Raw genomic sequence first — 13,088 nt, forward strand, 5'->3', positions numbered from 1 at the left:
CTGGACGAACACCCGGCCGACCGGACGACCGACCGGACGGCCGACGCCCCCGACCCCTGGGCAGGGGGCGGGGGCGTCGGCGTGACCGCGTGGAGTGGTCAGCCGTCGGCAGGCTCGCGGGCGGGGGTGCCCTGCGCCGAGGTCTCGGCGGCCGACACCTTCTGCTCGCCGAGGTGCTTGGGCGTCCAGCCCGTGCTGACCGCGCCGATCATCTGCGGCGGCGTGTGCTTGCGGGTCCAGGCCTTGAACACGAGGTACATCGCGACGACCAGGCCGTAGCGCACCAGGGCGAGCAACGACTGGACAGCGGGGGTGTCGCACCCGAGCGTCGCCGAGGTGTCGTTGAGCGAGTGGACGACCATGACGAGGAGGATCCCGCCGATCGCGGCGGGGGTGCCCTTGCGCCCGTACAGGTGCCAGGCTCGCCATGCGATCGCGACCGCGATGCCCGTGAAGAGCCAGTGGAACGGAGAGACGCCGAAGATGCGGGCGACCTGTGCGGAGACGACCATCCCCGTCGTGACGGCGGGGGTCTCCGTGCCGCAGAAGTTCGGCCCCGAGGCGGCGGCGATCTCGTAGGCGTAGAGCGTGGTCTCGGCGATCGCGAAGCCGAACCCTGCCGCGAGCCCGATCGCGACGCCCGCTCGCGGGTTGCGGTAGGTCCCGAGCAGGAACAGGACGATCGGGACCAGCAGCTTGGCGCTCTCCTCGGTGAACCCGACGAGCGCGGTGGCGAGCGAGATCCCGCCGATCGAACCCGTCAGGTTGTTGAGGTTCAGGGCGATGAGCAAGGTCGCCCCGGCCGATCCGACGGCCACCGCGGCGATCTGACCGAGCCCGACGACGTCCCGCAGCGCGAGCTGCCGCTCGACGAAACCGTAGAACGCCCAGCAGACGAGGGCCATGGCGACGAAGCTCGTGACGGCCATGACGTGCACGTTCTCGGTCGTCTGGTAGACCACGATCCCGACCACCAGCACCACGACGGCAGCAGCGAGGATCCAGACCCAGCGTCCCCAGAAGCGCCCCCGGAAGTGGTGGCCACGGTTCGCCTGCTCGGTACCGTCCGCCACCTGTGCCGTCCAGGCCTGGCCGTCCCATCGGCGGCTGCGCGGGGCCTTCGCCGCGGGGTCGGGGAACCACCCCGCAGCAGGGACGTCGGGGCGCTGCGGGGCGAGTCGCCACGCGGCGAGCAGGCCGACGATCAGCAGGACCGCACCGAGGATGTTGAGCATCATGGCTGAAGCCAATCATGAGTTTCTTGTGAAGATGACAGGGGAATCGTGACACGCCGTCCACGTCCGCGACCTCGACGCGTCGACGCGTCCGACTGTGTGATCGAGAGCTGACGGTGGGCCATGTCTCGACCCTCTCGCGCCGGGCGGGGGGTGCGCGTCGGCCGCGCTGAGGATCCGGCCGGCCGTCGTCTACCGCAGCCGCAGTACGTGGCCCGTCGGTCGCACCGGCCCCTGGCGCCGCCGGTATCGTCGGGGAGTGACTCCAGACCACCCTGCCTCCGGGGTCGGGGCCGACCCGTCCCGACCGGAGCGCGCGGGCGTCGCCGCTCGCCTCCGTACCCGGTGGCGGAGCCTCCCGCTGCTGGTGCGCGACGCCGTCGGGGCGTTCGTCGTCCTTGCGCTCTTCGCGGTGCCGCTGGTCGTCGCACCCGGCACGAATCCGAGCTCGGTCATGTCGGTCGCCGCGCTCGTCGTCGCGTGCGCGGGGCTCGTGTGGCGACGGGAGAGCCCCCTGGTCGCCGCCGGTGCGGTCCTGGTGGCGACGGTCGCCTCGGCGGCGGTGGACCCCGAGTCGGCGCTCGCGCTCGGCCCCGGCCTCGTCGCGATCTACTCGGTCGCGGCGTACGCCCGGCACGTCGATGCCGCTCTGCTGACGGGGGCCATGGCGGTCGCCTACCCGGCCGTGCTGGTCCTCGTCGGAGGGATGGAGGCGACGGGGTCCACGGTCGTGCTCGTCGTGGTCCTGCTCGTCCTGGCCGCGACGCTCGGCTTCGCGATCGGCGCCCAGCGCGCGGTCGTGGCCGGGGCCCGCGAGCGTGCCGAGCGTGCCGAGGAGTCCCGCGAGGCCGAGGCCGCGCGCAGGGTCACCCAGGAGAGGCTGCGGATCGCGCGCGAGCTGCACGACGTCGTCGCGCACCACGTGGCCGTCATCAGTGTGCAGGCGGGTGCCGCCGAGGCCTTGTTCGACCGGCGTCCGGAGGCCGCCCGGGAGGCGATCGGGCACGTGCGCGACGCGGGGGAGCGGGTCCTCGCCGAGATGTCCTCCCTGCTGCACCTGCTGCGCGAGCCGGACGACCGGCCGGACGCGGCGCCCGCCCCCGGAGCCGCGAGCCTGCCCGGTCTGCTGGACGAGGTCCGGGCGACCGGTCTCGAGGTCGTCGAGCGGACGTCGGGCTCCCCCCGCGCCCTGCCCCCGGTCGTCGACCTCACGGTGTACCGGGTCGCCCAGGAGGCGCTGACCAACGCGCACCGGTACGGCACGGGGCGGGCCGAGGTGTCGCTCGTCCACGGTCCGGGGGTCGTCGTGCTCGAGGTCGTCAACCCGCTCCCGGTGCGCACGGCGGGGGCTGGGGCGGGCCCGACGGGTGCGGCGTCCGGGGCCGGGCCTGCGGGTGCGGTCGCGGGAGGGGCCGGGCCCGCGGCCGCGGCGCGTGGAGGGGCCGGGGGCGGGGCCCGGGGGAGCGGGCTCGGTCTGGCAGGTCTCCGAGAACGGGTGGCGGCGGCCGGCGGCACGTCCGAGATCGGGTCGCGCGACCGGACCTGGGTGGTCCGGGTCGAGCTTCCCGTGCCCGACGGGGCGCGCTCCTCCGACACCGTCGACCCCGCGTCGCCCGCCGCGCAGGAGGCGCCGTGACCGTCCGCGTGCTGGTCGTCGACGACCAGGAGCTCATCCGTGCGGGGTTCGCCGCGCTGCTCGACGTGAGCGACGGGATCGAGGTCGTCGGAGAGGCGGCGGACGGGGCCCGGGCCGTCGAGCTCGCGCGGGAGCTGCGTCCCGACGTCGTCGTCATGGACCTCCGGATGCCCGGGACCGACGGGATCTCCGCGACCGCGCAGATCGCCGGGGACCCGGCGCTCGGCGACGTGCACGTCCTGGTCCTGACGACGTTCGAGGACGACGAGCACGTCCTGGGCGCGCTGCGTGCGGGCGCCGCAGGGTTTCTCGGCAAGGGGGTCCGGCCCCAGGTGCTCGTCGATGCCGTCCGGACCGTCGCCGCGGGAGAGTCGCTGCTCTCGCCGACCGCGATGCGCAGCCTCGTCGCCCGGGCGGCCAGGTCGGAGCCGCGGGTCGACGGGGACGTGTTCCGCTCGTTGACGGATCGCGAGCGTGAGGCGGTCCTGCTCGTCGCGCAGGGGATGAGCAACGACGAGATCGCCGCGAGCCTGCACGTCACCCCGCTCACGGCGAAGACGCACGTGAACCGGGCCATGGCCAAGCTCGGGGCGAGGGACAGGGCGCAGCTCGTCGTGCTCGCCTACCGGTCGGGGCTCGCCGCGCACGAGGGCTGAGACGGTCCGCGGGAGCTCGTCGGGGGCCGGGGACCCCAGCGGTGATTCGTCGAGTGTGCAGTTCGGGTCGCCACGGGACGGCTGAGACGACCCGAACTGCACACTCGACGCGGTCGCCCCTCGGGTCGCTGCAGCGCGTACCGAAGGATCGGGCAGAGGCGCCCCTCCCGCGCGCGCGTGATCGGCATCTGTGCCCTACTAGTGAGCGGCAGGTTTCGACTTTTGATTGACAGGCGATAGAAGTCGCCTTAGATTCCTACCAGGTGGTCGAGGAAGACCATCGTTCTCGCAGGTAGATCCACCCTGAACCATGACAAACCGAGCGTCGCGCCTCCGGTGGGAGAACGCTCGTCCCGACGGGGGAGACCCCGGTGTGCTCAGCCGGTGCGACCTCAGGGTCCCACCACCACTCGACGGCGAGGGGAGGACAGCAGCAGCGGCGCGGGCACGAAGACCCGGACGCCGCCCCCGTACAGACACAGACCGAGCCACCCGTAGTCCCGCTGTTCCAGCAGCGAGCGGTGGCTCGGCCCGGCGATGAACCCCGATGAGGAGCTGCATCACTGTGAAGTCTATTCCTGAACGAAGGACCGTGAGATCAAGGGTGGTCGCCGCCTCCCTCGCGGGCGTCCTGGCCCTGACCGGCCTCGCGGCCGCGACGGTCCCGGCCACCGCGCATGACGGCGTCGACCACGGCAGCGAGCCCGGCGCAGAGGCCGCGCTCGACTGGTCCAACTACGAGAAGATCCTGCTGACCAAGGACGTCGGCGAGCCGATCGACCTCGCGATCCTGCCCGACGGCAAGATCCTGCACACCGCACGCAACGGCGACGTCCGGCTCACGGACCCCCAGACCGGCGTCACGTCGGTCACCAACAAGGTCCCCGTGTACGCGAACTCCGAGGACGGCCTGCAGGGCATCGCCGTCGACCCGAACTTCGCCGAGAACAACTGGGTCTACCTCGTCTACGCCCCGCTCAGCGGCACGCCCGCAGGCTCGGCACCCAACACGCTGCCCGCAGGTGCCGACGCCAGCTACTGGGACCAGTGGAAGGGCGTCAACCGCCTCTCCCGCTTCCAGTGGACCGGCACGGGGCTCGACCTGGCCTCCGAGCAGAAGATCCTCGACGTCGAGGTACAGCGCGGTCAGTGCTGCCACGTCGGCGCCGACATCGACTGGGACGGCGACGGCAACCTCTACCTGTCGACCGGTGACAACACCCCCGCCAGCGCGCCCGGAGCCAACGGCTTCGCCCCCAACAACGACGCTCCCGGGATGAACCCCGGTCTGGACTCGCGTCGCGGCGCCGGCAACACCAACGACCTGCGCGGCAAGATCCTGCGCATCACGGTCCAGGAGGACGGCACCTACACGATCCCCGAGGGCAACCTCTTCCCGGTCGGTACCGAGAAGACCCGGCCCGAGATCTTCGTCATGGGCGTCCGCAACCCGTTCCGCATCGACGTCGACCCCGAGACGAACAGCCTCTCGTGGGGCGACTACGGACCGGACGCGGCCAACGCCGACCCGAACCGTGGCCCCATGGGATACGTCGAGTGGAACACCGTGAGCCTCGACGACCCGCACAACGCGGGCTGGCCCTACGTGCACGGGCCCAACGCGGCCTACAACGAGTGGAACTTCGCGACGAGCACGCCCGGGGCGTTCTTCGACCCGGCCGCGCTCAAGAACAACTCGCGCTGGAACACGGGCCTCGTCGACCTGCCGCCGGCCCGTGCGGCGACGCTCTACTACGGCGACCGCCCCGGCGACCAGCCGTGGGACGAGCTCGTGAACTTCGGGGCCGGCAGCGGCCAGGCACCCATGGGCGCCCCCGTCTACCACTACGACGCCGAGAACCCTTCGACGTCGAAGCTCCCGGAGTACTGGGACGGCAAGGCGTTCTTCGGTGAGTTCTCGCAGGACTACCTGGCGGCCTTCACGGTCGACTGGGACACCTACGAGGTCACGCACATCGAGGACTTCACGCCCAACGCGCAGCTCGCGAAGAACGCGCAGCCGCTCAACGACAACATGATCGACATGGAGTTCGGGCCCGACGGCTCGCTCTACGTGCTCGACTACGGCGACGGCTTCTTCCGCGCCAACCCGGACGCCGGCCTCTACAAGGTGTCCTACGCCGAGGGGAACAAGGCCCCGCAGGCCCGGTTCACCGCCGACCCGACCTCGTCCTCCGAGGCCCCGCTCGCGGTGGCCTTCGACGCGGGCACCTCGAGCGACCCCGACGGCGACGCCCTCACCTACCAGTGGGACTTCGACGGCAACGGATCGTTCGACGCGACGGGCGTCACGGCGAACCACACCTACACGACCCTCGGCCAGTACAACGCCCGGCTGCGCGTCACCGACGCCAAGGGCAAGTTCACGCTGACGTCCAAGGTCATCTCGGTGGGCAACCAGGCGCCGAAGGTCACGGTCGACTACCCCGGCGACGGCTCGTTCTTCAGCTGGGGCCAGGCCGTGCCGTTCAAGGTCTCGACGAACGACGCCGAGGACGGGACCGCGACCGTGTGCAGCCGCGTCGCGTGGACCTACGGTCTGGGCCACGACGAGCACGCCCACCCCGAGGTCTCGGGAACGGGCTGCACGGGCGCGTGGAAGACGTCTCCCGACTCGCCGCAGCACGGTGAGGGCGCGCACATCTACGGCGCCGTCGTCGTGTCCTACACCGACAACGGGCACAACGGCCTGCCCGCCGCTCCCGGCGAGGCGACCGTCCAGCTCAACCCGTTCGTCCAGCAGGCCGAGCACGCCAAGAGCAAGGGCGTCGTGGCCTACGAGGACGAGACCGCGGGTGCCGGTCAGGCGATCCGTGGGCTCGGCAACGGTGACCACCTGTCCTACAGCCCGGTGAACTTCGCCGGGATCACGGGCGTCAAGGTCCGGGCCAACGGTGGCGGGCAGCTCCAGCTCCGCTGGGGTGCGGCCGACGCCGCGCCGTTCGCCACGGCGCAGATCCCCGCCGGTGCAGGCTGGAAGGAGGTCACGGTGCCGTTCACGAACGCCCCGCAGGGTTCGGGCACGCTCTTCGTGACCTCGGCCAACGAGCTGGCCGTCGACTCGTTCGACTTCCAGGGCGTGGGCGTCGGCGACGTCAAGGCACCGACCATCAAGCACACGCTCGACCCGGCAGCGCCCACGGGCGTCGGCGGCGTCTACAACAAGGCCGTGCGCATGAACCTCGACGTCAAGGACGACGGCGCGCTCGCGAGCGTCCAGTACTCGACCAACAACGGTCAGACCTGGACGAACGTGGCCGCGGCGTCCGGCGCGTACAGCGTCAGCTTCACGACCAACGGCGTGCGCAACCTCCAGTACCGCGCGACCGACACGGGCGGCAACGTCTCGACGGTCGGGTCGGTCGCCTTCACGATCGACCTCGCCGCGCCGAACGAGCCCACGGTCTCGTCGGTCACCAAGGTCGCCGTGTCCTCGGCCCGTGTCTCGTACGGGGCACCGGGCGAGGCCACGGTCACGGTCACGGGTGCGGGAGGCACGCCCACGGGCGACGTCGTCCTCACCTCGGGCGACACCGAGGTCGGTCGCGGGACCCTCGTCGAGGGCGTCGCGACGGTCGCGCTCGACCCGTCGCTCGCCGTCGGGACGCACACCCTCAAGGCCAGCTACCAGGCCGACCAGGTCTTCAAGAAGTCCTCGTCGACCGTGCGCCTCACGGTGGCCGCGGCCTCCTCGACCGTCACGGGCTCCATCTCGCCCGACCCGGTCAAGCCCTCGATCGCCGCCAAGGCGACCATCTCGGTCGAGAGCTCGACGGGTGTCGCCGCCACGGGCGACGTCACGGTGACGATCAAGCGCAACAACGCCACGGTCGCGACCCGTACCGGGACGCTCGACGCCGAGGGCAACGTCGTCGTGACGCTCCCGAAGCTCCCCGAGGTCGGCACCTACAAGGTCGAGATCGCCTACCAGGGCTCGACCGGCGTCACCAAGAGCGCGACGTCGCTCAACCTCACCGTCCGCAACTAGGCACGTGGTGGCCCGGGGCTCGCGCCCCGGGCCACCGAACCTCACCTCGAAGGAGAGACATGAGTTCACACGAGCACTACCACGAGTCCATCCCGGCTCGCCCGATGAGCCGGCGGAACCTGCTCAAGGCCCTCGCGGCCTCGACGGTCGCCGTGGGCGTCGGCGCGGCCCTGGGCCCGACGGCGGCGTCGGCCCTCGGTGGTGTGGCCGCGGCTCCCAGCAGCGGACGCAACCGCCTGGTCCCGGTCAACCGCATCGGCATCCAGCTCTTCACGATCCGCGACAAGGTCAGCTCGCTCGGCTTCCGGGCCGTGTTCGAGGAGCTCGCCGACATCGGCTACTCCGAGGTCGAGTTCGCCGGGTACACGCAGGGCCAGATCGGTGCGATCACCCCGGCGCAGATCCGCCAGCTCCTCGACGACAACGGCCTGCGGGCCGTGGGGTCGCACGTCAACCTCAACCCGAACAACATCGACGCCGAGATCGAGAAGGCGCTGATCCTCGGCATGCCGCACCTCGGCCAGGGCGGTCCGATCAACGGCACCAACACGGTCGCGGCGTGGACGGCCGCGGCGCAGACGTGGAACGCCATGGGGGAGAAGGCCAAGGCGGCGGGCCTCAAGCTCTACGCGCACAACCACGACGGCGAGTTCCGCTTCACGTCCGACGACCCGAACCGTCGCGTGTACGACCTGCTGTGGGACGAGTTCGACCCGTCGCTCGTCTACTTCGAGATGGACGTCTACTGGGCGCACGTCGGCCAGTTCAAGTACCCCGGGTTCGAGCCCATCGAGTACATCAAGCGCGACCCGCGCCGCTTCCCGATGCTGCACCTCAAGGACGGCAAGGCCAACCCGAGCAGCGCCAACGGCTACGACATCATCGAGTTCGGCGCCGGCAGCATCGACTACCAGTCGTTCCTCTCGCAGCTCCGCACGCGCGGCCAGCACTTCGGCCTGTACGAGCAGGACAACGCGAGCTCGGTCGCCGAGCCGCCGAACCCCTTGAACTCGCTGGGCAACGCACGACGCAGCTACACCTCCATCTACGGCCTTCGCGGCTGACCCACCGAGATCACAGGAGAATCGACATGAAGTGGAAGGTCTCAGCAGCCGCGGCCGCAGCGTTCGCGCTGGTCGCCGTTGCCGCACCGTCGGCGCACGCCGCGGTCACGAACTGCACGACCGAGCTCGACGACGTGGTCGTGGCGGGCGACCTGTTCGTCCCCGCGGGGGCGACCTGTGTCCTCGGCGGCACGACGGTCCAGGGTTCGATCACGGTCGGTGACGACGCGTGGCTCGACGCGACCGAGGCGGTCATCGAGGGCGACGTCGTCGCGACCGACGCGTACGGCGTCCTGATCGACGGTGCGAGCGTGGGCGGCGACATCAGCTCGTACACCGCGGGTTCGCGCTCCGGGTTCCTCTACCTGTACGACCTGCGCGTGGGTGGCAGCGTCGCGACGGGCGGGGTCGACGTCGAGATCTCGGACACGAAGATCACGGGCAACCTCACGACGCAGGCCGCGACGTACGTCGACCTGCTGCGGACGAGCGTGGGCGGCGACGCGACGCTCGGCGACAGCGACTTCGGCGTGAGCGTCGGGGGCGCGGTCGTCGGGGGCAGCCTGTCGGTGACGGGCACCTCGCGTGACGCGCTCGTCGGCGCGAAGGCCGACGGGACCGCCGACCAGTGGGGCAACACGGTGGGTGGGGACCTCGTCCTGACCGGCAACACCGCGAACCTCCAGGTCGCGGGCACCACGGTCCACGGGGCCGTGCGCCTCGCGGACAACACCCCGGCGGCGAACTTCGGTCCGGGCAACACCGCGGGCTCGGTCGAGGGCGACCTCACCGGCACGGCCCCGGGGGCGCTCGCGGCGGGCGACCAGTCGGTCGCGGTCGTGATCCCCGAGCCCCGTCCGGGCGAGCTCACGTGGAGCCTCGAGGGCTCGACGGGTCTCGTCGACCTGGGCGTGGCCGAGGAGCAGGGCGACCACTTCGCGGCCTCGGGCGACCTGGTGCCGGTCCGTGTCACGGACACCCGCATCAACGCCCCGGCGTGGTCGGTCTCGGCGCAGGTCGGCGACTTCGTCGCGGGTGGCGAGACGGTGTCGGGCAAGTACCTCGGGTGGACGCCCGAGCTCCTGGAGAACGACGGCGGTGCGGTCGCGGGTGCGGCCGTCGCGTCGGGCTTCGTCGAGGGTGACGGCCTGTCCGTCGCCCGCACCCTGGGCAGCGCGGAGGCCGGGCACGCCCGCGGCTCCGCGGTCATCGGGGCGGAGCTGGACCTCAAGCTCCCGCTCTCGGTGAACGAGGGGACCTACAACGCGACGATGACGCTGACCGCGCTCAGCTAGTCACGCCGTGACCGTGGTGCCGGCCGGCCCGTTCCTCCACAGGCCGGCCGGCACCACCGCTCGACAGCCCGCCCGACCGGCCCGGACAGCCGCCGGACGGGTCGGACGACCCGGCCTCACCGGTCGGACCTCACGAAAGCAGGCACGACCATGGCGATGCAGCAGCACTTCCTCCGGCCCGAGCGGGACGCCGACGGGCGGTCCGCGCTGACCAACGTGCGCGCGCACCAGCGGGAGAACGGCCACAGCCATGCCCTGTGGATCCTCGCCGTCCTCGCGGCGACCCTCGTCGTGGGCCTGCTCGTCTCGCTGCTGGCCCCGGGCGCGTCCGCCCTGGCTCTCTCCTCGCGGTCCGCCGCGCTCCCGCACGCGGTGAGCGCCGCCGTCGGGCCCGAGGATCCTGCGGCCGCCGATGCGGCGCCGGCCGGACCGGTCGCCTCGCCGGTCACGTGGGGCGTGCGTCCCGCCGACACCGTGCACGGCACCGAGCGCCCCAACTACGCCTACGCTCTCGAGCCGGGCGCGAGCCTGGACGACGGGATCATCGTCTCCAACTACACGCAGGGCCCTCTGACGTTCCGCGTCTACGCAGCCGACGGGTTCATGACGGACGCGGGCGAGCTCGACCTGCTTCCCGCGGGCGAGGAGTCCTCCGCGCTCGGCGCGTGGGTGTCCTTCGCGGGAGAGGAGGTCACGGTCGACGGTGGCGACAGCGTGGTCGTCCCGTTCACCGTGACCGTCCCGGCCGACGCGACGCCGGGCGACTACGCGGCGGGCGTCGTGTCCTCGCTGCTGGTCGAGAACGCCGAAGGCGTGAGCGTCGACCGCCGCCTGGGCTCGCGCATGCACCTGCGCGTCGCGGGAGACCTGGTCCCCGCGGTCGTCCTCGACGACGTCTCGGTCACCTACGACGGCACGCTCAACCCCTTCGCCGCGGGGGACGCGACCGTGACCTTCACCGTCACGAACGACGGCAACACGCGCCTGGCCGCCGGTCAGGTCGTGCGGGTCGCGGGGCCCTGGGGGGCCGGCGCGCAGAGCGCGCCCCGCGTCGAGCTCCCCGAGCTGCTCCCCGGGACGTCGGTGACGCGCACCGTGACGGTCGACGGCGTGTGGCCGCTCGGCCGGGTCTCGGCGGACGTGCGGGTGACCGCGGAGGTCGTCACGGCGATCGGCGCGACCGACGCGGACACCGTCCCGTTCGTGGCCCCCGCGACGGCCTCGGCCTCGACGCTCGCGGTGCCGTGGGCCGCGCTCGCGCTGCTCGTCCTGCTGGTCGCGGGGGTCGTCCTGTGGCGGCGTGCTGCCCGACGGCGGCGCGCGAGCGACGAGCGCAAGGTCGCCGAGGCCGTGGCCCAGGCCCTCAAGGAGCGTGACGAGCAGCCCGTCGCCTGACGCGCCGCGCTGCTCGTCCGGTCGAGGTCAGGAGAACAGCGGGTCGAGCCGGTTGTCGACCGTCGAGAGCGCCGACCCGATCGCCATGTGCATGTCGAGGTACTGGTACGTGCCCAGGCGGCCGCCGAAGAAGACCTCGGGCTCGCCCTCGGCCAGGCGACGGTAGGCCGTGAGCCGTTCGCGGTCGGCTGCGGTGCTGACCGGGTAGTAGGGCTCGTCGATCCGCTCGGCGAAGCGGGAGTACTCCCGCATGACGACGGTCTTGTCGGTCGGGTAGTCGCGCTCCGGGTGGAAGTGCCGGAACTCGTGGATCCGGGTGTAGGGCACGTCGGCGTCCGGGTAGTTCATGACGGACGTGCCCTGGAAGTCGCCCACGGGCAGGACCTCCTGCTCGAAGTCGAGCGTCCGCCACGAGAGCTCGCCCTCGGCATGGTCGAAGTAGCGGTCCACTGGCCCGGTGTACACGACCGGGACGTGGCCGACGACGGCCCGCTTGTTCACGGGCTGCGAGGCGTCGAAGAAGTCGGTGTCGAGCTGCACGGTGATGTTCGGGTGGTCGGCCATGCGCTCGAGCCACGCCGTGTACCCGTCGACGGGAAGGCCCTCGTGGGTGTCGGCGAAGTAGCGGTTGTCGTACGTGTACCGGACCGGGAGGCGGGAGATGATCGACGCCGGCAGGTCCCGGGGGTCCGTCTGCCACTGCTTGGCCGTGTAGTCGCGGACGAAGGCCTCGTAGAGCGGCCGCCCGATGAGGCTCACGCCCTGCTCGTCCAGGTTCTGCGGTGTCCTCCCGCCGAGCTCGGCCGCCTGCTCGCGGATCAGGGCGCGCGCCGCGTCGGGTCCCAGGGCGCTGCGGAAGAACTGGTTGATGGTCCCCAGGTTGATCGGCAGGGGGTACACCTCGCCGCGGTGCGTGCTGTAGACACGGTGCACGTACGACGTGAACCGCGTGAACCGGTTGGCGTACTCCCACACGCGCTCGTTCGAGGTGTGGAAGAGGTGTGCCCCGTACTGGTGCACCTCGATCCCCGTCTCGGGCTCGGTCGCGCTGTACGCGTTCCCCCCGATGTGCGACCGGCGGTCGATCACGAGGACCTTGAGGCCGCGCTGGGTCGCGAGGCGCTCCGCCACGGTCAGGCCGAAGAAGCCTGCTCCCACCACCACGAGATCCGTCATCATGCTCCCAGCTGAACCGGCCGTCGTGTCGCTCGGCGCACCTGCGTCGAGGGGCGTCCGTGCTGCCCGGGAGCCTCACCGGGCGTCTCGGGATCGAGGTCACGGGCGCCGACGAGCTCGAAGGACTGCAGCATATAGGGCCGCGCTGAGCGTGCGGCCGGCAGCGCCCGTCGAGCCTCCGTGACGGCCTCGGCCGCCGTCGAGGGGTGCCGCGGCGCGACAGATCATGCGTCCTGACCGACAGGTTGTGCACGACGCGCACGGGACCGACCCCCGGGGTGCTTGACTGCCGACGACGCTGCTCCCGGACGGGGAGACGGCGCCGCAGTACTCACGACCCCCACCACGAGGACGACCCGCCGCACCTGCGAGCGGGTCTCCGGACCGGGTGCACGGGCGACGAGCCGTCGTCCGTGCACCCCGTCACCGAGACGCACGACGGAGCACCCGAACGGCAAGGAGGCCGATGACGATCGAGACGCCCCCCGTCCCTGCGGTCCCGGCATCCCTCCACGCTGCGCGGTACCCCTTCTTCCTGAGAGTGAGTGTGTGATGTTCGGTCGGTTGGGTCAGGCGTGGTCGGGGTTTGCTGAGCGGCGTCCGGGGGTGGCGCAGTTCTTGT

Annotated in this window: 8 protein-coding genes; 6 read left to right on the forward strand and 2 right to left on the reverse strand. The window is 71.7% G+C overall.

The features are described from left to right. Positions 1–98: 98 nt before the first annotated feature. The gene (locus tag ACFVQ3_RS03520; RefSeq protein WP_387635112.1) at positions 99–1,250 is read right to left on the reverse strand and encodes a PrsW family glutamic-type intramembrane protease; all 1,152 of its coding nucleotides are present in this window, start codon (positions 1,248–1,250) and stop codon (positions 99–101) included. 244 nt (positions 1,251–1,494) lie between these two features. On the opposite strand from ACFVQ3_RS03520, the gene ACFVQ3_RS03525 reads away from it, so the two are divergent. The 6 genes from ACFVQ3_RS03525 (at position 1,495) to ACFVQ3_RS03550 (ending at position 11,290) form a co-directional block, all read left to right on the forward strand. Next, positions 1,495–2,871 carry a sensor histidine kinase gene (locus tag ACFVQ3_RS03525; protein ID WP_387635115.1) on the forward strand — a complete coding sequence of 459 codons (1,377 nt, stop codon included), beginning with the start codon at positions 1,495–1,497 and terminating at the stop codon, positions 2,869–2,871. Then, positions 2,868–3,527 (forward strand): response regulator, encoded by a 660-nt coding sequence (locus ACFVQ3_RS03530; protein WP_387635117.1) that lies wholly within the window; start codon positions 2,868–2,870, stop codon positions 3,525–3,527. Before ACFVQ3_RS03525 ends, ACFVQ3_RS03530 begins: the two co-directional genes overlap by 4 nt. Before the next feature lie 592 nt (positions 3,528–4,119). Next, positions 4,120–7,536, forward strand: coding sequence for a PQQ-dependent sugar dehydrogenase (locus tag ACFVQ3_RS03535; protein ID WP_387635120.1), 3,417 nt, complete (start codon positions 4,120–4,122; stop codon positions 7,534–7,536). A 59-nt stretch (positions 7,537–7,595) separates the two neighbouring features. Continuing rightward, positions 7,596–8,600 (forward strand): TIM barrel protein, encoded by a 1,005-nt coding sequence (locus ACFVQ3_RS03540; protein ID WP_387635122.1) that lies wholly within the window; start codon positions 7,596–7,598, stop codon positions 8,598–8,600. Between the two features lie 26 nt (positions 8,601–8,626). After that, positions 8,627–9,895, forward strand: a complete 1,269-nt coding sequence (locus ACFVQ3_RS03545; RefSeq protein ID WP_387635125.1) for a hypothetical protein — start codon at positions 8,627–8,629, stop codon at positions 9,893–9,895. A 150-nt stretch (positions 9,896–10,045) separates the two neighbouring features. Beyond that, positions 10,046–11,290, forward strand: coding sequence for a DUF916 domain-containing protein (locus tag ACFVQ3_RS03550; RefSeq protein WP_387635127.1), 1,245 nt, complete (start codon positions 10,046–10,048; stop codon positions 11,288–11,290). A 27-nt stretch (positions 11,291–11,317) separates the two neighbouring features. Here ACFVQ3_RS03550 and glf read toward each other — a convergent pair whose 3' ends face one another. Next, on the reverse strand, positions 11,318–12,469 hold the full coding sequence (glf, locus tag ACFVQ3_RS03555; protein ID WP_387635130.1) for a UDP-galactopyranose mutase: 1,152 nt from the start codon (positions 12,467–12,469) through the stop codon (positions 11,318–11,320). Positions 12,470–13,088: the final 619 nt, after the last annotated feature.

The organism is Oerskovia sp. NPDC057915 (assembly GCF_042887685.1).
Classification (GTDB): domain Bacteria; phylum Actinomycetota; class Actinomycetes; order Actinomycetales; family Cellulomonadaceae; genus Oerskovia.

Coding starts and splice junctions, on each gene's coding strand:
- ACFVQ3_RS03550 (WP_387635127.1), top strand. CDS start 10,046: ATGGCGATGCAGCAGCACTTCCTCCGGCCCGAGCGGGACGCCGACGGG.
- ACFVQ3_RS03540 (WP_387635122.1), top strand. CDS start 7,596: ATGAGTTCACACGAGCACTACCACGAGTCCATCCCGGCTCGCCCGATG.
- glf (WP_387635130.1), bottom strand. CDS start 12,469: ATGATGACGGATCTCGTGGTGGTGGGAGCAGGCTTCTTCGGCCTGACC.
- ACFVQ3_RS03545 (WP_387635125.1), top strand. CDS start 8,627: ATGAAGTGGAAGGTCTCAGCAGCCGCGGCCGCAGCGTTCGCGCTGGTC.